This is a genomic window from Maribacter sp. UBA3344, assembly GCF_002362375.1.
Taxonomy (GTDB): domain Bacteria; phylum Bacteroidota; class Bacteroidia; order Flavobacteriales; family Flavobacteriaceae; genus Maribacter; species Maribacter dokdonensis.
Genome location: NZ_DERI01000029.1, coordinates 87,974 through 108,986, shown reverse-complemented (window position 1 = coordinate 108,986; position 21,013 = coordinate 87,974). Strand labels below are relative to the sequence as shown.

23 protein-coding genes and 3 tRNA genes are annotated in these 21,013 nt (G+C 34.4%); 12 read left to right on the top strand and 14 right to left on the bottom strand.

What is annotated here, in order from left to right; translation table 11 throughout:
* Positions 1 to 33 precede the first annotated feature (33 nt).
* The 13 genes from B2Z27_RS17910 to B2Z27_RS17850 all read right to left on the bottom strand — a co-directional run bounded on the left by B2Z27_RS17910 (position 34) and on the right by B2Z27_RS17850 (position 8,730).
* Positions 34 to 106, bottom strand: a tRNA-Gly gene (locus tag B2Z27_RS17910).
* 48 nt (positions 107 to 154) lie between these two features.
* Positions 155 to 236 (bottom strand) — tRNA-Tyr (locus B2Z27_RS17905).
* Between the two features lie 27 nt (positions 237 to 263).
* Positions 264 to 337: transfer RNA gene (locus tag B2Z27_RS17900), tRNA-Thr, on the bottom strand.
* A 103-nt stretch (positions 338 to 440) separates the two neighbouring features.
* Positions 441 to 743: a ribosome hibernation-promoting factor, HPF/YfiA family gene (gene hpf, locus B2Z27_RS17895; RefSeq protein WP_058105998.1), complete on the bottom strand. Its 303-nt coding sequence runs from the start codon at positions 741 to 743 to the stop codon at positions 441 to 443.
* Between the two features lie 45 nt (positions 744 to 788).
* The gene (locus tag B2Z27_RS17890) at positions 789 to 1,682 is read right to left on the bottom strand and encodes a tyrosine-type recombinase/integrase (protein ID WP_286814696.1); all 894 of its coding nucleotides are present in this window, start codon (positions 1,680 to 1,682) and stop codon (positions 789 to 791) included.
* Between the two features lie 90 nt (positions 1,683 to 1,772).
* Positions 1,773 to 1,967 (bottom strand): 30S ribosomal protein S21, encoded by a 195-nt coding sequence (gene rpsU / locus B2Z27_RS17885; protein ID WP_058105996.1) that lies wholly within the window; start codon positions 1,965 to 1,967, stop codon positions 1,773 to 1,775.
* 101 nt (positions 1,968 to 2,068) lie between these two features.
* Positions 2,069 to 3,238, bottom strand: coding sequence for an acyl-CoA dehydrogenase family protein (locus tag B2Z27_RS17880; protein ID WP_286814695.1), 1,170 nt, complete (start codon positions 3,236 to 3,238; stop codon positions 2,069 to 2,071).
* A gap of 10 nt (positions 3,239 to 3,248) precedes the next feature.
* Positions 3,249 to 4,001, bottom strand: coding sequence for a ComEA family DNA-binding protein (locus B2Z27_RS17875; protein ID WP_244745068.1), 753 nt, complete (start codon positions 3,999 to 4,001; stop codon positions 3,249 to 3,251).
* Positions 4,002 to 4,138: 137 nt separating this feature from the next.
* Positions 4,139 to 5,749 carry an alanine/glycine:cation symporter family protein gene (locus B2Z27_RS17870; RefSeq protein WP_210706587.1) on the bottom strand — a complete coding sequence of 537 codons (1,611 nt, stop codon included), beginning with the start codon at positions 5,747 to 5,749 and terminating at the stop codon, positions 4,139 to 4,141.
* 88 nt (positions 5,750 to 5,837) lie between these two features.
* A complete protein-coding gene (locus tag B2Z27_RS17865; protein ID WP_286814694.1) occupies positions 5,838 to 6,845 on the bottom strand; it encodes a potassium channel family protein in 1,008 nt (335 codons plus the stop codon).
* 3 nt (positions 6,846 to 6,848) lie between these two features.
* Entirely contained in the window at positions 6,849 to 7,076 is a 228-nt protein-coding gene (locus B2Z27_RS17860; RefSeq protein ID WP_058105992.1) for a PspC domain-containing protein, read from the bottom strand.
* Positions 7,077 to 7,087: 11 nt separating this feature from the next.
* Positions 7,088 to 8,365 carry a DUF2851 family protein gene (locus B2Z27_RS17855; RefSeq protein ID WP_286814693.1) on the bottom strand — a complete coding sequence of 426 codons (1,278 nt, stop codon included), beginning with the start codon at positions 8,363 to 8,365 and terminating at the stop codon, positions 7,088 to 7,090.
* A 56-nt stretch (positions 8,366 to 8,421) separates the two neighbouring features.
* The gene (locus tag B2Z27_RS17850; protein WP_058105991.1) at positions 8,422 to 8,730 is read right to left on the bottom strand and encodes a rhodanese-like domain-containing protein; all 309 of its coding nucleotides are present in this window, start codon (positions 8,728 to 8,730) and stop codon (positions 8,422 to 8,424) included.
* A 139-nt stretch (positions 8,731 to 8,869) separates the two neighbouring features.
* Here B2Z27_RS17850 and B2Z27_RS17845 point away from each other — a divergent pair, with 139 nt between their 5' ends.
* The 10 genes from B2Z27_RS17845 to trpA all read left to right on the top strand — a co-directional run bounded on the left by B2Z27_RS17845 (position 8,870) and on the right by trpA (position 17,257).
* Positions 8,870 to 9,316: a MarR family winged helix-turn-helix transcriptional regulator gene (locus tag B2Z27_RS17845; protein ID WP_058105990.1), complete on the top strand. Its 447-nt coding sequence runs from the start codon at positions 8,870 to 8,872 to the stop codon at positions 9,314 to 9,316.
* 8 nt (positions 9,317 to 9,324) lie between these two features.
* The gene (locus B2Z27_RS17840; RefSeq protein ID WP_286814692.1) at positions 9,325 to 9,957 is read left to right on the top strand and encodes an NAD(P)H-dependent oxidoreductase; all 633 of its coding nucleotides are present in this window, start codon (positions 9,325 to 9,327) and stop codon (positions 9,955 to 9,957) included.
* A gap of 29 nt (positions 9,958 to 9,986) precedes the next feature.
* Positions 9,987 to 10,568 (top strand): YceI family protein, encoded by a 582-nt coding sequence (locus B2Z27_RS17835; protein ID WP_172822514.1) that lies wholly within the window; start codon positions 9,987 to 9,989, stop codon positions 10,566 to 10,568.
* 262 nt (positions 10,569 to 10,830) lie between these two features.
* Positions 10,831 to 12,228: an anthranilate synthase component I family protein gene (locus B2Z27_RS17830; protein ID WP_286814690.1), complete on the top strand. Its 1,398-nt coding sequence runs from the start codon at positions 10,831 to 10,833 to the stop codon at positions 12,226 to 12,228.
* Between the two features lies 1 nt (position 12,229).
* Positions 12,230 to 12,793: an anthranilate synthase component II gene (locus B2Z27_RS17825; RefSeq protein WP_210706593.1), complete on the top strand. Its 564-nt coding sequence runs from the start codon at positions 12,230 to 12,232 to the stop codon at positions 12,791 to 12,793.
* Positions 12,794 to 12,844: 51 nt separating this feature from the next.
* Positions 12,845 to 13,840 (top strand): anthranilate phosphoribosyltransferase, encoded by a 996-nt coding sequence (gene trpD, locus B2Z27_RS17820; RefSeq protein ID WP_074669762.1) that lies wholly within the window; start codon positions 12,845 to 12,847, stop codon positions 13,838 to 13,840.
* A 50-nt stretch (positions 13,841 to 13,890) separates the two neighbouring features.
* Positions 13,891 to 14,676, top strand: coding sequence for an indole-3-glycerol phosphate synthase TrpC (gene trpC, locus B2Z27_RS17815; RefSeq protein ID WP_210706594.1), 786 nt, complete (start codon positions 13,891 to 13,893; stop codon positions 14,674 to 14,676).
* Between the two features lies 1 nt (position 14,677).
* Positions 14,678 to 15,304 (top strand): phosphoribosylanthranilate isomerase, encoded by a 627-nt coding sequence (locus B2Z27_RS17810; protein ID WP_074669763.1) that lies wholly within the window; start codon positions 14,678 to 14,680, stop codon positions 15,302 to 15,304.
* Complete coding sequence (gene trpB, locus B2Z27_RS17805; protein ID WP_074669764.1) at positions 15,301 to 16,485, top strand: tryptophan synthase subunit beta; 1,185 nt, start codon at positions 15,301 to 15,303, stop codon at positions 16,483 to 16,485. The genes B2Z27_RS17810 and trpB overlap by 4 nt, the downstream gene beginning before the upstream one ends.
* A gap of 7 nt (positions 16,486 to 16,492) precedes the next feature.
* A complete protein-coding gene (trpA, locus tag B2Z27_RS17800) occupies positions 16,493 to 17,257 on the top strand; it encodes a tryptophan synthase subunit alpha (protein WP_286814688.1) in 765 nt (254 codons plus the stop codon).
* 8 nt (positions 17,258 to 17,265) lie between these two features.
* Here trpA and B2Z27_RS17795 read toward each other — a convergent pair whose 3' ends face one another.
* Entirely contained in the window at positions 17,266 to 19,002 is a 1,737-nt protein-coding gene (locus tag B2Z27_RS17795) for a RagB/SusD family nutrient uptake outer membrane protein (RefSeq protein WP_286814687.1), read from the bottom strand.
* Between the two features lie 197 nt (positions 19,003 to 19,199).
* Here B2Z27_RS17795 and B2Z27_RS17790 point away from each other — a divergent pair, with 197 nt between their 5' ends.
* Both B2Z27_RS17790 and B2Z27_RS17785 read left to right on the top strand, forming a co-directional pair.
* Positions 19,200 to 20,699, top strand: a complete 1,500-nt coding sequence (locus tag B2Z27_RS17790; RefSeq protein ID WP_286814686.1) for a M20/M25/M40 family metallo-hydrolase — start codon at positions 19,200 to 19,202, stop codon at positions 20,697 to 20,699.
* Positions 20,700 to 20,796: 97 nt separating this feature from the next.
* On the top strand, positions 20,797 to 20,940 hold the full coding sequence (locus B2Z27_RS17785; RefSeq protein ID WP_286814685.1) for a hypothetical protein: 144 nt from the start codon (positions 20,797 to 20,799) through the stop codon (positions 20,938 to 20,940).
* The last annotated feature ends 73 nt before the right edge of the window (positions 20,941 to 21,013 follow it).

Genomic DNA, 21,013 nt, shown 5'->3' with positions numbered 1-21,013 from the left:
TCGCAGGAATGACATTTCTGTCAAAATTTATAGAGCGGGAGACCGGGTTCGAACCGGCGACATTCAGCTTGGAAGGCTGACGCTCTACCAACTGAGCTACTCCCGCTTATAATATTACAATATTTCAATAAAATCCTTCAAGTAAAAAGTTTTGTGGGGAGAGCAGGATTCGAACCTGCGAAGACGTAGTCAGCAGATTTACAGTCTGCCCTCGTTGGCCGCTTGAGTATCTCCCCTCAAACTATTATTTTAAAGAACTTCAGAGCCGATGGAGGGACTCGAACCCACGACCTGCTGATTACAAATCAGCTGCTCTAGCCAGCTGAGCTACATCGGCTTATTTCACGACTTTTTCTGTCATAAAAAAGCCCGCTATTTCTAACGGACTGCAAATGTATAGTATTTTTTATTTATTCAAAACAAATTTTGAAAAATTTTTCTCAAACTTGTAATCTTAATTTCTGCTTTTGTTTTATTAGCCTGCGTTCCAGCGAACTACAAGCTGAATCCACAGCCTCCTCAAATGACTTACATTGCTTTTTTACCACAAATTTATCTTTAGGTACAGAAATTTTAATCTCAACTATCTTATTCTCCTTTGCACTCGTATTTTCCACTTTCATATAAACATCAGAGCTAATTACCTTAGAATAAAAGGTTTCCACCTTATCAAGTCTGTTTTGAAGAAAATTTATCAATTTTCTGTCTGCATTAAAATTTACCGATTGCGTATTTACTTTCATAGTCAGGAAATTTATAGGCCTTAAGAATTTAGCCAGATTAAACATTTATTTTTTATTTCCCCTTGGATGAGCTTTAGCATGCACTTTCTTTAATTCAGCAATACTATTATGCGTATATACCTGGGTTGATGCCAGACTAGAATGACCCAATAATTCTTTGACCGCATTTAAATCTGCACCTTTGTTCAAAAGATGTGTTGCAAACGTATGCCTAAGAATATGCGGACTCGTTTTCACCTTTGAGGAAACCTCTCTAAAATACTTTTTTATTAATCTATAAACAAGTGTTTCATATATTTTATTACCTGACAAAGTCAAAAATATATATGAACCGTCATTAATTTCCTTTAAACCCTTTCTGTAATCCAAATAAATCTTAAACTTTTCCTTTGTTTCCAAAAGCATTGGCACAAGCCGCTCTTTATTTCTTTTACCCAGCACCTTTATGGTCATATTCGCAAAATCTACATCTGACACTTTTAAAGAAATAACCTCTGCCCTACGCATACCGGTAACATAAAGAACATGTATTAATAATTCATCCCGCACCCCTTCAAAATCATCAGCATATTCAATTTCAGATAATACTTTCTCCATCTCAAGCTCAGAAAAAGGAATCTCTATCTTTTTTGCTGTCTTTAATGCTCTGTGCATACTCAAAGGACTAACAGTAGTCACATCAATTTTTTGAAGGAATTTAAAATACGCCTTCAATGATGAAATTTTCCTATTTATTGTCCTATTATCAATCTGCTTTTCAGACAATTCTACTATCCAATGACGAATTAAAACATATTCTACCGTATCAATATCTTCAATCTCATAATTAGACCCACAAAAATTCTTAAACTCCAGAATATCATTTTGGTACGCCTTAACCGTATGTGCAGAGTATTTTTTCTCTAATGTGAGGTATGATATAAATTCTGATAAATACATTACCTAAAGGTATCAAAGTTTTAAATTACTTGAATATAGAGCAAAAAAAAATCCCGCAAATTGCGGGATTTTTATTTTCTAAAACAAAGCCTAAACTTCTTCTTGATCTCTTAGACCTTGAATATATTCTGCTTTTTGTATCTGTGCTCTACGCTCAACTGAAGGTTTTGTGAACTGTTGACGCTTACGCAACTGTCTCATTGTACCTGTCTTATCAAACTTACGCTTGAAACGCTTTAAAGCTCTATCGATGTTTTCTCCTTCTTTTACTGGTATTATTAACATGGGCTACAACCTCCTTTCTTTATGATTAAGGCTGCAAATATACTAACTATATTTAAATGGGCAACCTTTAATCTATTTTTTAAACTTTTAAATTTCTAGAACTAAACCGTAGCAGGCTTATATTCTTTCTTATCAATGATAATCTTAGAAATTATTTCCCTTAATATTTCAGATGTTCCACCACCAATAGGTCCTAACCTGCTGTCCCTAAAATTTCGTGCCATGGGGTAGTCCTCAATATACCCGTAACCACCTAAAAATTGCAAACATTCATAAGCAACCTCATCTGCAACCTTTGTGGATTTCAATTTTGAAATAGTGGCTTCTTTCACCACATATTGCCCCTTATCCAATTTATAGGCTACAGAGTAATTATACTCTTTACACATATCTATATCCGCATAAAGATCAACTACCCTATGCCTTAACGCTTGAAATTGATTAATAGATTTACCAAACGCCTCTCTTTCTGACATATAATTCAATGCATACTCCAAAACATGCTCAGAACGGGCATGGGCATTTACCCCCATGATCAACCTTTCTAATGAAAAGTGCTCCATTATATAAGAAAAACCCATATTTTCAACACCCATTAAATTCTCAACAGGTATTTTAACATTATCAAAAGCCAATTCTGCAGTATCGGATGCTCGCCAACCCAGTTTATTCAACTTATTAGCCGTTACACCTTCACTGTTTCTATCTACTGCAAATATGCTTATTCCTTTATTCCCTAATTCAGGATTTGTTTTAGCCGCAACAATCATATAATCCGCATACACCCCATTAGTAATAAAGGTCTTAGAACCATTTAAAACATAATGATCACCTTTTTTAATTGCAGTTGTTCTCATTGCAGCTACATCACTACCACCAAAAGGTTCAGATATACATAAACAGCCAATTTTAACACCATCTACACTTGGACGCAGATATTTCTCCTTTAAAAAAGAATCTGCCTCTTTGTTCAAGTGGGTCATTGCCAAATATGCATGTGCCCATATTGCCGCCGCAAATCCTCCAGAATTAATTTTCTGAAGTTCCTCTAACAATATAATAGTATAAAAGAGATCAAGTCCAAGTCCACCATCTTGTTCAGGAGTTGCCAAACCAAAATAGCCCATATCCCCAAACTTCTTCCAAATAAACCTTTCTATAGTCCCTGTTTCTTCCCACTTGTCTATATGGGGAACTACTTCTTTTTGTAAAAAATCTTTAAGGCTGGCCCTAAATAATTGATGTTCTTCGGTGAAGTACATACTTTGCATAGCGTTATTTTTATAATGACAAATATAAGGCAATTCTATCAATACGCTCTATAGGAAAATTTTCTATTTTTGATAATTCGTTCAAAGAATTAATACTTCCGTTGAGATTACGATAATTTACTATGCTTTCTGATACGTGTTTTTGAAGATATATCAATTTTGACAATTCTGAAGCAGTTGCAATATTTACGTTAATTTTCACGATTTTTGGTTTACTGATCACCCTGAACTCTTTCAAAGTTCTTTTTACCACATCTTTTTCAAGACCATAAACATCATACAATTGCTCATCGATTAAAAAACCACCCAACCTATCTCTAAATTTTATAATCCTAGCAGACAATTTCTCACCAATTCCACTTATTTTCTGCAAGTCTTGCGCAGTAACAGTGTTCAAATCCTTCAAAACTATTTTATTGACCTTTTCAGATTTAATAGACCTAGACTCATGGGCAGGTTTAGGTTTAGCATTTTGTGTCCATTCCGGAAACTTGAAATCCTTAGAGATTACATTTAATAAGGAATCTGAAACCTTGGTAACCTCCTGAAACTCTTCCGCTGAATTCACAAACTTATTTCGCTTTCTATATTCATGTAGCCTATCAATCTCTTCTACTGTCATACCCAAAGAATATCCTTTAAAATCAGTAATAAAATTAGGATTAAATGGGTAGACACGCTCCTTATTATTCTTTGCTGCTATGGTTTTAAGAGAATCTACCTGGACCTGAAGGGAATTTTCTAAAATTAAAGGACCTGACACTTTTGAAGAATAGGATCTGTAGACATAGTAACCTATTTGAACAAGGATAAGCAATAACAACAAAAAGAAAATCCCACTTCGTTCTTGTTTATTAAACTTGAAGTGGGATTTGAGATTTTTCAAAATCTATAAAAATATTAGTACACCTTTTTAATGGCTGTCAAATACCTATCAAAACTCTTCTTAACCTTAGGGAAAAGGATAAGCAGACCTATCATATTTGGAAATACCAATGCCAAAATCATAGCATCTGAAAACTTGATTACAGCGTCAAGCGTTGCTGCTGCACCAATAACCACGAACATTAAGAAAAGAACCTTATAAACGATATCTGCAGTTTTCCCTCTTCCAAACAAATATTTCCAAGATTGAAGTCCGTAATAAGACCAAGATATCATTGTTGAAAAGGCAAATAGTATAATTGCAATGGTAAGTACATATCTAAACCCAGGTATTACAGAGTCATATGCCATTGAAGTTAAGTCCACACCACCAACATATGCTCCAGTATCATTTAACATTACGGTACTACCAATACCATTACCATAATCAAAAGCACCGGCATCCATATTAAAGAAAATGATCACTAACGCGGTCATGGTACAAATTACCACGGTATCAATAAACGGTTCCAACAACGCTACTATACCTTCACTTGCCGGATATCTTGTCTTTACCGCCGAGTGTGCAATTGCAGCAGACCCTGCTCCAGCCTCATTAGAGAAAGCCGCTCTTTGAAAACCTACAATGATAACCCCAATAATACCACCAATTGCAGCATCTGGAGAAAATGCACCAGCGAAAATCATCCCGAATGCATCACCTATATATTTTATGTTTGCAAATATGATTACCAAAGAAGCCAATACATAAATACCTGCCATAAAAGGAACTATCTTTTCTGTAACACTGGCAATCTTTTTAATTCCTCCAATGATTACAATACCTACCAATACCGCAAGTATTACTCCAATAATCACACCTGTAGCCCCACCTTCTAAATTTAACATTGAAGTCAATTGTACGGCAGCTTGATTAGATTGAAAAGCGTTACCACCACCAAAAGATGCACCCACACATAGCACTGCGAAGATACCGGCTAATATTTTACCTAAAATCTTAAAGTTACTTTCACTAAGTCCACGCGACAAATAGTACATTGGACCACCGTAAACAGTGCCATCAGGACCTACATCACGATATTTAACCCCTAAAGTACATTCTACAAATTTTGTTGACATACCAATAAGTCCGCAAGCGATCATCCAAAATGTTGCCCCAGGACCACCCAAAGCAATTGCTACGGCAACCCCCGCTATATTACCCAGACCTACTGTACCAGAAACAGCAGTTGCCAAAGCTTGAAAGTGACTTACCTCACCCTCTTCACTTTCGTCTCTAATAGTATCAGGTATATCACCATCTTCGGTCATATGCTGCTGGACTTTTTCCAGCCCGTATTTTTCAATTTCCTCATATTTACCCCTTACAACATTAATTGCCAATGGAAATTTAGTTATACCCGGAAATTTGAAATAAATGGTAAAAAAGGTAGCTCCTGCTATCAAAAGAATCAATACAATTGGTATGTTATACCCGGCAATTGGAACAGAAGTCAATACTGTAGCTTCCCACCACGTTGCAAAAGGCATAAAGGCGTCATTTACTTTTTCATCCAAACCTTTTTCTTGTGCAATTGAAAGAAATGGTATCAACAGTGTTAATAGAGTTAGAAGTCTATACTTCATAAGTTTTAAAATTTTTTGAATTAGTCAGTTAGTCTAGCAATATCCTAAAAATAATGGATGCAATCAAATATATATGATAGAAAGATGATTATTCTATATGGAACATCTCGTTTAATTTTTTAATTTGTTCCGGTCTTCCCAGCACAATGACCTTACTTTTTGGTTGCAGTTCCATATCCGCTTCTGGGTTGATGATATAATTACCATCAGGTGATATGTAACCTATTATGGTACATCCGGTTTTTCTTCTTAAATCCAAATCCCTTAAAGAGTTACATTCTATTTGATCCGAAAAATCTTCTATTGCCACTTCCTCTAGGTTAGTAGTGTTTTCACCTTCTGTGGAAAGCTTGTCCATAAACGTTATTAAATCCGGCATCACTACTAAGGATGCCATATGGTCTCCACCTATTTTATCTGGCATAATTACTTTATTAGCACCTGCCAAAAACAATTTTTTCTGAGAATTTACTAAAGAAGCTCTGCTTATAATGAATAGATTTTTCTTCATTTGCCTTGCCGATAATACTACAAACAGATTAGCTGCATCATCAGGTAATGTTGCTATTAAAAATTTTGCTCGCTCTATACCTGCCTGCAATAGCACATCATCATCATTTGCATCGCCTTCAATAAACAATACGTCATCTTCAAACCTTTCTATTATCTCCTTATCTTTTTCTATTACCACAAAAGGTCGCCTATACGCCTTTAATTTTTCTGCCGCTTGCATTCCATTTCGTCCAAAACCACAGACGATCACATGCTGATTTAAATTTTCGATAGCATTCTTCATTTTCTTCTTTTTAAGCAGTTCTACTGAATTTCTGGAAAGTAGGTATTCGGTGACTATTGATATTGCAAAACCAACTATAAATACACTTGTAACTATAAGAATTATTGTAAAGATCTTGCCTTCTGGTCCCATAGGCCTTACTTCGGAAAACCCTACAGTAGTGACCGTAATTATAGTCATATAAAAAGCATCTACCCAACTATAATCTGCAATAAACCTATAGCCCAACACACCAAAGGTCAAAACCATTAGCATTAATGTCAGCGCCAAATATATTTTAGACTTAAACAAGTTTATCATATACTACAGATCAAAGACAGAATTTCGTTTGGTATAAACAAGATCCTTAATTTTCAACCAAAAGGCGAGAAAAAGATAAAGAGCAAAACCAAAACCTACTGTTACAAAGGTCAGATAAATAAAAGAAGTTCTAACCACTCTTGCCCTTATACCCAAGCGCTCGGCAATTCTACCGCACACTTCGAATCCTCTTTTTTGAAAATAAAGCAATAATTTATAGAATACATTCATTACGTATAAAATTAGACTTTTACATTCAATAAAGATACCCCTATGGCACAATCTAAACATTTATCTTTTGTACAGTAATTATTGTACAATTGAAGATAGGCTTGAGAATCTTTAGCACTAAGGATTGATGTTTCTAATTTATCAAAGTTAGCTATAATACTGTTTTCTTCCTTTTTAATTTTAGCCATCATTTTAAATAAACCTTCATTATCCTGAGCGCCCTTATACCTATTGTAAGCAAACTTTAAAGGTATTATGGTATTAATGATCAATAAATTTAAAAATGAATTTGATATTTTCTTTTTGCCTTTTTTAGAGTTCTTACCAAAATTATAATGGGTATCCCAATATTGAGAAGTACCTACTTTAAAATATTCCTGAAAATCTAACTCATTATTTTCAATCAATGAATGGAATAAATTATTATTCTCAGCATAAATGGCACTCAATTGGGCTAATCTTATAGTAGGAAAGTTCATTGGTCTAAGCCTAAAATATTCTGGGGACTTGAAAACCGAGATCAAATTAAACTTATGGCTCAGAAAAGTATATTCCTTTTTTAATTCACTTAAGTACTGATCATCATCTATGGTAGTTTCCAATAAATTTGCCTGCCCTAAAAGCAAGCTTTCCATCTGAAGTGGCTTTTTATACAATTTTCTAATGATCGAAAAATCAATAGACTTGCCTATTTCAACAAATATTTCACGATTATTTTTTGACCCGAAAGATTTTAATAACATTAAAAACAAAACTTGTTCCCAGTTATTATTGGTATAGCGCAATAATTCATTAATGTAGACCGATTTTTGTTCCAAACGCTCTATAAACAAGCGATCTAACCAATTATTCCTTATAAATCCGTCAACCTTGTCAAAATCATTTTCACAGTTTATGAACCTATGGTTTTTAAGATTGAACAATTTTTGATAATTCTCTAGCACTTGCACAGGAATATAGTTCTTAAGGGAAAGTGTTGGTATTTGACCTCCATCTTTTCTATATACACCTATATCATCTTCCCATACTACATGTAAAATTACATTATCATAGTTACGATCTTCTTGATGGTTATGCGCATACCAGTCTGATGATTTTACATGTATCTCAACATTACCTGCCCACAATTGACCATTCAATTCTATTTGCGCGTTAAAAAAATCAGGACCACTTAAATGATTATGGGTCCCGGCAGACTTTATATAAACGGGTTCATTAGATGTAGTTTCTAATCCATTTACTGGATATTTTTTGTACTTCCATATAAAATGAAGCAAATCTTCCTTCATTTCATAAAAATAAAAAACCCGCTGTAAAGCGGGCATATTTTCTTAAAGAAATAAAATTAAGCGGTTTCTCCTTCCCAATTCATAAATCCGCCTTGAAGATTAAAAGCCTTATCAAAACCTAAATTCTTCATAATTGCACAAGCTTGACCACTTCTATTACCAGACCTACAATACACGTAATAATTTTTGGTCTTATCTAACTTCTCAAGTTCAGCCACAAACTCTTGTCCTTTATAGATATCTATATTAATTGAATTTGGAATTATACCTTCCTCTACTTCTTCTTCTGTTCTTACATCGAGAATTATTGCATTAGAATCTTTCTCCAATTGCTCTTCCCATTCTTGTTGTGATAAATCTGCCATAGTGTAAATTATATACCGTAAAAATAATCGATTTTTATTTATTTATACCTCACAACTATTTTTAACAAAAAATTAATCTGAACAATCACTAATCCTAACAAAATAATTTTACATTTGTACATACAATTATTGTACACACATGAATGTAGAGGAAATTTTAAAAACAAACAAAAAAATGCCGTTGGCCAAACGGACATTAATTCATGTAGCTCTGGTAGCCAATAAACTAAATGAGGAAGTTTCTATGGTGTTGAAGCCTTTTGACATTTCGGTTCAGCAGTTTAATGTACTAAGAATATTAAGAGGGCAAAATGGAAAACCTGCAAACCTTTCTACAATTAATGAGCGAATGGTTACTAAAATGAGTAACACTACCCGCTTAGTAGATAAGCTAATTTTAAAGGGATATGTTAACAGAACCGTATGCGAAAAAAATAGAAGAAAAGTAGAAATTGTAATTACCGAAGATGGATTGAACATCTTAAAACAAATTGATGGAATACTTTTTGAAGCAGAAGAAAATATGCTTAAAAATTTTACAGAAGAAGAGTTACATCAATTCAATGAATTATTAGATAAATTTTAAGCACAACTATGAATACGATATTAAATAAATTAAACTGGCGCTATGCCACTAAAAAATTCGATAGCTCTAAACAAGTTAGTAAGGCTGATCTTGACACTTTACTAGAAGGGGCAAAACTAACAGCCTCCTCTTATGGTTTACAACCTTATGAAATTTATGTTATTAAAAATGATAATATTAGACAAGAGTTAAGAAAAGCTTCATACAACCAACCACAAATTACCGATTCATCTTACCTTTTCGTTCTTGCTAACAAACCTAATTTTGACGAAGCATTAATTGACGATTATATAGATAATATCGTAAGCACTAGAGGGGTTACAAAAGAAGATCTTGAGGGGTATTCCCAAAGTATTAAATCTGCACTATTAGACCTACCTAATGACGATAAAAATAAATGGTCATCTAACCAAGCATATATTGTGTTAGGAAACTTAATGACCCTTGCTGCAGAAATGGAAATAGATACTTGCCCAATGGAAGGTTTTAATAAAGAACAGTATAATAAAATTTTGGGCTTAACCAAAAAAGGTCTAAACGCAGCAGTAGTTTTAGCTGTCGGTTATAGATCAACCGAAGATGATACGCAACACTACCCAAAGGTGAGATATTCACAAGAACAAATAATTACACACATATAAATTAAACACAATCATTTAAAATTAGAAACATGAAAAAATCATTATTAAGTTTAGTATTCGTAGCTGTTTTTGGCTTCTCTGCAACCGCTACCACCCCAATTGATGGCGAAAAGAAAGAAGTAAAAGTCAGCGAAAGTAAAGTTACCTGGAAAGGATATAAGGTTACTGGTTCACATGATGGAAACATTAATCTAAAATCTGGTCACTTAGAAATGAAGGGCAAAAAATTAGTTGGTGGAGAATTCGTAGTTGATATGACTTCTATAGTTGTTACCGACCTAGAAGCAGGAAAAGGAAAAGAAAAATTAGAGGGACACCTGAAGTCTGCAGATTTCTTTGGTGTTGAAAGCAACCCAACTTCCAAATTGGTTTTTACTTCGGTTAAACCCATGAACGATAACTCATATACGGTAACCGGTGACCTTACAATTAAAGGAATTACCAAGCCTGTTACTTTAGTTGTATCTATGTTTGAAAATAAGGCTTCAGCTACGCTTAAAATAGATAGAACTAAATATGATATTAAATATGGCTCAGGAAGCTTTTTTGATAATTTAGGTGACAAAGCTATTTATGATGACTTTGATTTAGTGGTAGATTTAGCACTATAAGCTTTAGATAGCTATAAAACTTGTGGAATTACAACAATTTAAAATCCCTTTGAGATATATTCAAAGGGATTTTTATTTTTGATAAGGTAAAGTTTGTAAGTTTAAATTTCCTTTTTATATTTGAACCTCAATGAAAAATTTAATCGCAAATACTTGGTGGTGGAACAACTTACGAAAAACATCGTGAGCAAAGCATCATTGTAGTAAAACTATATAAAGGCTTGTCATCACGACAAGCCTTCTTTATTTTATAAAAGTACCTATGGCCTATCAATTTAAAACATACCATAAAAAAATTCTTGCCGATACGGTAACACCGGTAAGTGTTTATTTAAAAATTAGAGACCGTTTTCCAAATAGTATTCTTTTGGAAAGTAGCGACTATCATGCCAATAACAACAGTTTCTCATATATCTGCTGCAATCCTATTGCATCGATTAAAGTGGAAAACGAAATCATTACAAAACAATTTCCCGATGGTGCGGTTGAAGAAATTAAAATAACACCAGAAATAGACGTTGTTGAAAGTATTGATTCTTTCAGCAAAGCTTTTAAGGCAGATAGCAATGATTATAAATTCATTAATAATGGACTATTTGGTTATATGTCATATGATGCAGTTCGGTATTTTGAAGATTTGGAAATATCTCAAAAATCAGATTCGGTAAGCATACCAGATGTGTATTATGCGGTTTACCAAAACATTATTGCAATCAATCATTACAAAAACGAAGCATACCTTTTTGCGCATTGCTATAATACCGATAATAACATTCCAGAACTGGAACAACTACTAAATATTAGAAATTTTGCCACTTACAACTTTAAAATAGATGGTGACCGAAAGTCTAATCTTAAAGATGAGGAATATAGAGAGCATGTTGCTTTGGCAAAAAAACACTGTCAACGTGGCGATGTATTTCAGTTGGTTTTAAGTAGACGTTTTTCGCAAGGTTTTAAAGGTGATGAATTTAATGTTTATAGAGCTTTGCGCTCGGTAAATCCTTCGCCCTATTTGTTTTATTTTGATTACGGGGATTTTAAAATTTTTGGAAGTTCACCTGAAGCGCAACTTATTGTAAGCGAAGGCAAAGCCGAAATTCACCCTATAGCCGGTACTTTTAAAAGAACTGGTAATGATGAACAAGATGCACAACTCGCCAAGGAGCTAAAGACCGATGACAAAGAGAACAGTGAGCACGTTATGCTGGTAGATTTAGCTAGGAACGACTTGAGCAGAAATGGTAATGTAGTTAAAGTCGAGAATTATAGGGAAGTACAGTTTTTCTCTCACGTGATCCATTTGGTATCTAAAGTTACAGGCATGAAAAAACCAGATATACCTACCATGAAAGTGGTGGCAGACACTTTTCCTGCAGGTACCTTGAGTGGCGCCCCAAAACATATGGCCATGCAGCTTATTGAAAAATATGAGAAGACTAGCAGGGGCTATTATGGTGGGGCCATAGGTTTTATGGATTTCTCTGGAAACTTTAACCATGCAATAATGATCAGAACGTTTTTAAGCAAAAATCATAATCTCCATTATCAAGCTGGTGCAGGTCTTGTTGCTGCTTCTGACCCAGAAAGTGAACTACAAGAAACGTATAACAAACTAGGTGCATTAACCAAGGCTTTAGAAATAGCAGAAGACATTTAAAATGAAAAAAATATTAGTCATAGACAATTACGATAGCTTTACTTATAACCTTGTTCATTATCTAGAAGAATTGGAATGCGAGGTCGTTGTAAAGCGTAATGACCAACTTACACTTGAAGAGATTGATGCTTTTGATAAAATTGTATTATCTCCCGGACCTGGTATTCCAGATGAAGCCGGACTTCTTAAACCAATTATAGAAAAGTATGCCCCAACCAAAAGTATTTTTGGGGTATGCCTAGGTCAACAAGCAATAGCGGAAGTTTTTGGAGGATCATTGATCAATCTAAAGGAAGTATACCACGGTATAGCCACTAAGATCAACATTACCAAAGATGCCGTAATTTTTAAAGATATTCCCAAAGAAATAGAAGTTGGCAGATATCATTCATGGGTCGTAGACACTAATTTACCAGATGCTCTAGAAGCAACATCAGTAGATGAAAACGGACAAATAATGTCTTTACAACACAAAAAATACGACGTACATGCGGTACAATTTCATCCAGAATCCGTACTTACTCCTCAAGGAAAAAAAATGTTAGAGAACTGGCTGAACGCTTAAATCATATTAAAGCGAACTAAACTTAAGGTTGAACTGTATAGTATTTAAAAAATGAAAGAAACATTAAATAAGCTCATAAATCACGAGATACTTTCCAAAGAAGATGCAAAGCGCATATTGGTCAATATTGCTAAAGGCGACTACAATACAAGTCAAATAGCAGCTTTTTTGACCGTTTATATGATGCGAAGTATTACCATTGAAGAATTAGAAGGGTTTAGAGATGCATTGCTAGATTTATGCTTGGCAGTAGATTTATCTGCTTACAACCCCATAGATCTTTGCGGTACTGGTGGTGATGGCAAAGACACTTTTAATATTTCTACATTGGCATCTTTTGTTACTGCCGGTGCCGGTGTAAAAGTTACCAAACATGGCAACTATGGTGTTTCCTCTAAATGCGGAAGTAGTAATGTAATGGAGTTTTTAGGAATCAAGTTCAGTAACAATGCCGGCTTTTTAGAAAAATGTATTGATGAGGCTGGTATTTGTGTATTACATGCACCCCTATTTCATCCGGCTATGAAAAACGTTGCCCCTATTCGTAAAGATCTGGCGGTAAAAACATTCTTTAACATGTTGGGACCTATGGTAAATCCTGCATTTCCAAAAAACCAAATGGTAGGTGTTTTTAATCTTGAATTAGCTCGTATGTACGGATACCTTTATCAAAAAACAGATAAAAATTTTACCGTACTACATGCCTTGGACGGTTATGATGAAATATCATTGACAGGAAATACCAAAACCATTTCTAACCATACCGAAACAATGCTAAAGCCTTCTGATTTTGGTGTGCCGGAAATTAAACAAACCGATATTGTCGGCGGTGACGGCATTGAATCTTCTGCTCAAATTTTTATGAATGTATTACAAGGTAAAGGCACAGAAGCGCAAAATAATGTAGTTTGTGCCAATGCCGGTATTGCCATAGCCACAGTAAATAACCTAACTCCTATTCAAGGATTTGAAAAAGCCAAAGAATCTTTGTTAAGTGGAAAAGGATTGAACGCATTGAAGAAAATACAAGAGTTGAGCAAAAATTAAACAGCACACTTTGCGTCTCAATGAAATGGGACTATCTAAACACACATGTAATGAATATTCTAGACAAAATTGTAGCGGATAAACGAAAGGAAGTAGAATTGAAAAATTTGATTTTCCCTTCTTCACAATATGAACATTCTGTATTATTCAACAGAGAGACTTTTTCACTGGCTCAAGCTCTTAAAGATAGTGACACCGGTATTATTTCTGAATTTAAAAGAAGATCACCATCCAAAGAAAGCATCAATCAAAATGCAAATGTTGGGCAGGTTGCCATGGGGTATGAAAAAGCGGGTGTTTGTGGTATGAGCGTACTTACCGATATTAAATATTTTGGTGGTTCTTTAGAAGACTTGATCATTGCAAGGGCATCGGCACAATTACCGTTATTACGTAAGGAGTTCATAATTAGTGAATACCAAATTATAGAAGCCAAAGCTTATGGCGCAGATGTTATTCTTCTTATTGCTGCCGTGCTAACCAGAGAAGAAATAAAAAAATTCTCTGAATTGGCAAAAAGCTTAGGTTTAGATGTTTTATTAGAAGTACACAATGAAGACGAACTTCATAAATCAATCATGCACAGCATAGATATGTTAGGAGTCAATAATAGAAATCTAAAGACTTTTGAAGTTAGCTTAGAGACCAGTAAATCGCTTTCATCCCAAATTCCTGATGATTTTGTAAAAGTATCTGAAAGCGGAATAAGTTCTATTGAAGCAATTAAGGAATTAAAAACGTATGGTTATAAAGGATTTTTAATCGGAGAGAATTTTATGAAAACCGATACTCCAGGCGAGAGTGCCATTCAATTTATTAAAGATCTAAAGAAATAAAATGAAACTCAAAATCTGCGGTATGAAACTAAATACTTCTGAAGTTGCACAATTGCGACCAGATTATCTTGGTTTTATATTTTGGGAACATTCTGCTAGATTTTTTGATGGGGAAATTCCCGAATTACCGCACACTATCAATAAAGTAGGCGTTTTTGTTGATGCCGATATAGACTATATTATTACGTTGGTCAAAAAACATCAATTACAGGGTCTTCAATTGCATGGTCACGAGAGCCCTGAATATTGTAGACAAGTTGCAGAGGAACTTATGAAGTTGAATAAAAAAATTGAGATCATTAAAGTATTTTCCATTAAAGATGAGTTTGATTTTGAAAGTTTAATGCCCTATGAAGATGTGTGCGATTTTTATCTTTTTGATACTAAAGGGAAACTTCCTGGGGGCAATGGCTATACCTTTAATTGGTCTGTCCTTAAGAATTATCCTTCTAACAAGCCTTTCTTTTTAAGTGGGGGAATTGGTTTGAACAGTCTTGATAAAATTAATGAGTTTATGAAATCACCCGAGTCTAAATTCTGCTATGCCATTGATGTAAATAGCAAATTTGAAATAGATCCAGGGTTAAAAAATATTGAAGAATTACAAAAGTTTAAAGAAGCGCTATGAATTATAATGCTGACGAAAAAGGATACTACGGTGAATTTGGTGGTGCCTATATACCGGAAATGTTGTACCCAAATGTAGAAGAACTACGCCAAAATTATTTAAAATTGATGCATGAAGATTCTTTTCAAAAAGAGTTTCATCAGCTGTTAAGAGATTATGTGGGTAGACCTTCCCCCCTATATTTTGCCAAACGTCTTTCTGAAAAACATGGTTGCAAAATATACTTAAAAAGAGAAGATCTTAATCATACTGGTGCACATAAAGTGAACAACACCATAGGTCAAATTCTTATGGCTCAAAAATTGGGCAAAACTAGAATTATTGCCGAAACCGGTGCTGGACAACACGGTGTGGCTACGGCAACCGTTTGTGCTCTTATGGGTATGGAATGTATTGTTTACATGGGGGAAATAGATATTGCACGCCAAGCGCCAAATGTTGCCCGTATGAAAATGTTGGGTGCCGAAGTTAGACCTGCAAAATCTGGAAGTAGAACACTTAAAGATGCTACCAACGAAGCTATTAGAGATTGGATTAACAATCCGGTAGACACTCATTATATCATTGGTTCTGCCATTGGTCCACACCCTTACCCAGATATGGTCACTCGTTTTCAATCGGTAATATCCGAGGAAATAAAATGGCAGTTAAAAGAGAAAGAAGGTCGTGAAAATCCAGATTACGTGGTAGCTTGTATTGGTGGTGGCAGTAATGCCGCAGGTACCTATTATCATTTTCTACACGAGCCTGAGGTTGGCATTATTGCAGTTGAAGCTGCAGGTAAAGGCGTGGATTCTGGTGAGAGCGCAGCAACATCCGCACTTGGTAAAGTAGGAATCATTCATGGATGTAAAACCATGTTGATGCAAACCATAGATGGACAAATTACCGAGCCTTACTCCATTTCTGCCGGATTAGATTATCCTGGCGTTGGGCCTATGCATTCTCACCTTTACAAATCTGGCCGTGCAGAGTTTTATTCGGCTACAGATGATGAAGCCATGGCTGCAGGATTGGAATTATCAAAATTAGAAGGTATTATTCCCGCTATAGAAACAGGGCATGCATTTGCCATTTTTGAACATAGGAAATTCAAAAAAGACGATGTGGTCGTTATTAGCCTTTCTGGCCGTGGAGATAAAGATCTGAACACTTATATTGATTACTTTAAGTTAGCATAACCTTATTATGAGCAATAGAATAACATCAAAATTAAAAGAAGATAAAAAGCTTCTATCTATATATTTTACAGCCGGTTACCCATCATTGAACGATACGGTAAAAATCATTGAAGATTTAGAAAACAATGGTGTTGATATGATTGAAATAGGATTACCGTTCAGTGATCCTTTGGCAGACGGACCAACAATTCAAGAAAGTTCTACCGCCGCTTTGAAAAATGGAATGACCACCGAAATTCTTTTTAGTCAACTGAAAAATATTCGTAAAACGGTTTCTATACCACTGATTATTATGGGATACTTTAATCCCATGTTACAATACGGTATTGAGGCATTTTGTAAAAAGTGTCAAGAAATTGGAATTGACGGACTCATTTTACCAGATTTACCGTTAGATGTTTACCAGGAAGAATACGAGGAAATTTTTAAAAAACACGGACTCTTAAACATTTTTCTAATCACTCCGCAGACCAGTGATGACCGTATTCACCAAATAGACGATGCCTCTAACGGATTTATCTATATGGTAAGTTCTGCAAGTGTCACAGGATCAAAATCCGGTTTTGGTCAAGAGCAAGAAAGTTATTTTGAGCGCATTAACAAAATGAATTTAAAGAACCCACAAATTGTCGGTTTTGGAATTAAAGACGAAGAAACATTTAAGCAAGCAACCAAAACCGCTAAAGGTGCAATAATTGGTTCTGCCTTTATTAAACATTTAACGGCTAATGGCGTAAACTCCATTTCAGAATTTGTGAATACTATACGATAAACTACTTTCTAATAACCTGGGTTTTGTACCGCATTAGGATTTAAGTCTATTTCCGATTGCGGTATTGGCCAAACGTACTCGTGAGGTTGGTAATCTTTAGAAAAGTCATTAGTAGAGTTAAAACCATCTATAACTTCTTGAAGTTTGTTCCATCTAACTAAATCGTCTCGTCTATGGCCTTCAAAACATAATTCTAATTTTCGCTCTAAATAAATTACATCAAAGAATTGATCCTTATTAAGATTTCCAGGTACATTGTTCTCGTTCCCAAATGCTCTTTCCCGAACTTGATTAATCGCTGCATAAGCTAAAGGAGTTGGTCCATTTACTTCATTCTCAGCTTCTGCTAACAACAACAATACATCTGCATATCTAAAAACAGGATAGTCAAACGATGTAGACTCAAAATCTGCATCAGGCAATTCTCCGTTATACCATTTTAATGGTCTCCAATTCTTTGGATCTACTTGATTAACCACATTATTACCAGAAATAGAGAATGTCGCTATGTTATTCTTAAACCGATTGTCTTCAATTTCTATCGGAAAACTAACAGGATTTTCAAATGACATGGAACTATTGAACGAATTTTCAAAACCAGAAACAATTAATAGAGCATCTTCTGAAGCAATACCCAAAGGTCCCCAATAATCGTTAAACGAACTTTTGGAATCTTCACTTCCATCAAAAGTTATTTTAAAGAGAATTTCTCTATTTGAGTCTTCATTTTCTTCGTTAAAAACTGAATTATAATCTGCCATTAATTCATACTGCCCTTGCAGAATTTTTAACTGTTCTAAAGCACTGCCGTATTTACCGTATTCATTTAAAGGAAAACCGGCCATGGTCATATAGACTTTGGCCAACAAAAATCTTGCGCTCCACTGATTTGCCTGATCATTACTATTTAAAACTGGTAAATTTTCAATTGCATAAAGCAAATCTTCTTCTATTTGTGAGTAGGTGGTACTTGGATTTTGAGGATAGTTTGGCGGACCGCTTAAATCTATTTCAGCTGTTACGCTTAAAAGAGGATTGCCATATATTCTTATCAGATTGAAATATAGTAAGCTTCTTAAAAATTTAAAATGAGCTTCTAATTCTTTTCTATCTATCTCACTTGACACAATATTTGAAGAATCCAATAAATAGTCGATTCCCAAATTCAAGCCCCTTATTTGAATATAATGCTCTGCCCATACCTGATTTATAACAGTAGATTGAGCATTAAAGGAATAGGCATCCAAATCAACCAGTCCACCATTAAAATTTGGATTAGCTTTTAATATATCCGTACCAGTATCCCCCCAATATGATAAATATGCGTCTGCATTAAATATTGATCTCAAATTATTATAGGACACATTCAATAAAAAATCAATGTCCAAATCTTGCTCAGTTAATTCGGGTATTTCAGGGATTTTAAAAACTATCTTTTCAGTAACATTATTAGTAAGTACAACTTCTTGAAAATATAGAAAATCAGGATTTTGGTTCAATACCACGTTGACTACATAATTTCCTGTATCAATAGTTTCAAATACCACTACACCAGATTCTCCTACTACCAATGTTCTTGTTTCTGGATTCGTAGTTACAACAGCACCAATTGCTGCATCGGATCCCAGCAAAACAGTAACTTCAATATTTCCAGAATCAATCTCTTCTATCTCAGAAATTGTATTATCATCAGAACATGAATAAAGAACAAAAAACAATAAGAAATATTGGATGAAATTTTTCATTATTTACAATTTATAACGTGTCAAAGTAATACAATTTTTTAATTCAAAAATTAAAATTAGCATTAAATAAGAATATTATTATTGCATTATTTTTCTTTAATTAATTTATAATTTTCCATATACCATGTTATTGGTACCAACACAGATTATTCACTCTATTTTCCTTACTTTTAAAGAATATATTTACATGAACGACCATGAAAAAACTTCTTACACTTACATTCCTTTTATTACTTTTTACCGCCCATTCTCAAGACTCCATTTTAATAAAATCTAAAGTAGCGAATGCTATTGGCGAATTAAGGGAATTTGTGGCAATACCTAATGATGCATTAAATGCAGACGATATAGATTCTAACCTTTTTTGGCTGAGAAAAAAATTCACTGAACGCGGATTTAATAGTACCATTTTAGAAACCGAAGGGCTACCATTATTTTTTGCCGCTCTACCCATGGACGACAACAAGCCAACTATTTTGTTCTATATGCATTTAGATGGGCAATCTGTAGACGCTACAAAATGGGATCAAGTAGATCCGTATAAAGTAGTTTTAAAATCCAAAACCGAAGACGATTGGAAAACTGAATCTTTCTCAGAACTTAACGACGATATAAATTATGACTGGCGCCTTTTTGGAAGATCAACTTCAGACGATAAAGGTCCTATTATCATGTTCTTGAATGCTATAGACGCACTTAAAAAAGATGCTATAGACATACCTTTTAATGTAAAGGTGATTCTAGATAGCGAAGAAGAAAAAAGTAGCGCACCATTACCACAAGCGGTGCGTACGTATAAAGATTTATTGAAAGCCGATTTTTTGGTGATAAACGATGGTCCGGTTCACGTTTCCGGGAAACCAACAATAGTTTATGGCTGTAGAGGAATCACAACATTATCAATAACAACTCACGGACCTATAAAACCGCAACATAGTGGTCATTACGGAAACTACGCTCCTAACCCCGGTTTTCAATTGGCACAACTACTAGCAACAATGAAAGATATCAATGGAAAAGTTCTTATAAAAGGATATTATGATGGAATCTCATTAGATGATGCAACACTAGCTATTTTAAAAAGCGTTCCGGACAATGCCGATGTCATCAATAGCAATTTAGCCATTTCTAACCCAGAAAAGGTTGGCGGTTTTTATCAAGAAGCATTGCAATACCCTTCTTTAAATATTAGAGGACTAGGCTCTGGCTGGGTTGGAGAAAAAGCAAGAACAATTGTGCCGGCCACCGCCACAGCTGAATTAGATTTAAGGTTAGTACCTGAAAGTGATGGCACAAAACTTAAAAACCTTGTAAAAGAACACATAAAAAATCAAGGTTTTCATGTAATGAGTACGGAACCCACTCTGGAAGACCGCCTAAAATTTGATAAAATTGTTACTATTAAGGAAGGCTCAGTTACGGATGCTTTTAGAACCGATCTAAATAACCCTTTTGGAAATAACATAGTTAAAACCATGGAGTCCAAATTTGGAGAAAAACCTGTTCAAATCCGTATAATGGGCGGTACTGTTCCTATTTCGCCATTTATCAATGAACTAAAAATTCCTGCATTCATAGTTCCAATGGTGAACCCAGATAACAATCAACATAGCCCTAATGAGAATTTAAAAATTGGACAAATAGCGTATGGTATAAAATTGTTTTATGCATTACTTAGCCCAAGTGAAACTGAATAGTTTAGTTTAACATTCTATAACAAAGCTTTATTAACTAATTAACGGAGTTCTCATTTTCAATTTGTTATCTTAAATATGAACCTAAAAAATTGAGATTATGGGAATTATAAAAGATAATAAAAAGTTTAAAAGAAAAGTAGAACAAAATAACCCAACAAACCCGACGGGGAATACCAATATAGAAACAAACGATTTTGATATAGATAAAGAGACTATTAAAATTCAACAGAATAAAAAATAGTACACTTTATACTACAAAGTAAAAAGCCCGATTCAATGTTTTGAATCGGGCTTTTATTAGGATGTTATTTTAT

Excerpts from the sequence above, each read along its gene's own strand:
- hpf (WP_058105998.1), bottom strand. The coding sequence starts at position 743 with ATGAAAGTAAATACGCAATCGGTAAATTTTAATGCAGACAGAAAATTG.
- B2Z27_RS17890 (WP_286814696.1), bottom strand. The coding sequence starts at position 1,682 with ATGTATTTATCAGAATTTATATCATACCTCACATTAGAGAAAAAATAC.
- rpsU (WP_058105996.1), bottom strand. The coding sequence starts at position 1,967 with ATGTTAATAATACCAGTAAAAGAAGGAGAAAACATCGATAGAGCTTTA.
- B2Z27_RS17880 (WP_286814695.1), bottom strand. The coding sequence starts at position 3,238 with ATGCAAAGTATGTACTTCACCGAAGAACATCAATTATTTAGGGCCAGC.
- B2Z27_RS17870 (WP_210706587.1), bottom strand. The coding sequence starts at position 5,749 with ATGAAGTATAGACTTCTAACTCTATTAACACTGTTGATACCATTTCTT.
- B2Z27_RS17865 (WP_286814694.1), bottom strand. The coding sequence starts at position 6,845 with ATGATAAACTTGTTTAAGTCTAAAATATATTTGGCGCTGACATTAATG.
- B2Z27_RS17860 (WP_058105992.1), bottom strand. The coding sequence starts at position 7,076 with ATGAATGTATTCTATAAATTATTGCTTTATTTTCAAAAAAGAGGATTC.
- B2Z27_RS17855 (WP_286814693.1), bottom strand. The coding sequence starts at position 8,365 with ATGAAGGAAGATTTGCTTCATTTTATATGGAAGTACAAAAAATATCCA.
- B2Z27_RS17850 (WP_058105991.1), bottom strand. The coding sequence starts at position 8,730 with ATGGCAGATTTATCACAACAAGAATGGGAAGAGCAATTGGAGAAAGAT.
- B2Z27_RS17845 (WP_058105990.1), top strand. The coding sequence starts at position 8,870 with ATGAATGTAGAGGAAATTTTAAAAACAAACAAAAAAATGCCGTTGGCC.
- B2Z27_RS17840 (WP_286814692.1), top strand. The coding sequence starts at position 9,325 with ATGAATACGATATTAAATAAATTAAACTGGCGCTATGCCACTAAAAAA.
- B2Z27_RS17835 (WP_172822514.1), top strand. The coding sequence starts at position 9,987 with ATGAAAAAATCATTATTAAGTTTAGTATTCGTAGCTGTTTTTGGCTTC.
- B2Z27_RS17830 (WP_286814690.1), top strand. The coding sequence starts at position 10,831 with ATGGCCTATCAATTTAAAACATACCATAAAAAAATTCTTGCCGATACG.
- B2Z27_RS17825 (WP_210706593.1), top strand. The coding sequence starts at position 12,230 with ATGAAAAAAATATTAGTCATAGACAATTACGATAGCTTTACTTATAAC.
- trpD (WP_074669762.1), top strand. The coding sequence starts at position 12,845 with ATGAAAGAAACATTAAATAAGCTCATAAATCACGAGATACTTTCCAAA.
- trpC (WP_210706594.1), top strand. The coding sequence starts at position 13,891 with ATGAATATTCTAGACAAAATTGTAGCGGATAAACGAAAGGAAGTAGAA.
- B2Z27_RS17810 (WP_074669763.1), top strand. The coding sequence starts at position 14,678 with ATGAAACTCAAAATCTGCGGTATGAAACTAAATACTTCTGAAGTTGCA.
- trpB (WP_074669764.1), top strand. The coding sequence starts at position 15,301 with ATGAATTATAATGCTGACGAAAAAGGATACTACGGTGAATTTGGTGGT.
- trpA (WP_286814688.1), top strand. The coding sequence starts at position 16,493 with ATGAGCAATAGAATAACATCAAAATTAAAAGAAGATAAAAAGCTTCTA.
- B2Z27_RS17795 (WP_286814687.1), bottom strand. The coding sequence starts at position 19,002 with ATGAAAAATTTCATCCAATATTTCTTATTGTTTTTTGTTCTTTATTCA.
- B2Z27_RS17790 (WP_286814686.1), top strand. The coding sequence starts at position 19,200 with ATGAAAAAACTTCTTACACTTACATTCCTTTTATTACTTTTTACCGCC.
- B2Z27_RS17785 (WP_286814685.1), top strand. The coding sequence starts at position 20,797 with ATGGGAATTATAAAAGATAATAAAAAGTTTAAAAGAAAAGTAGAACAA.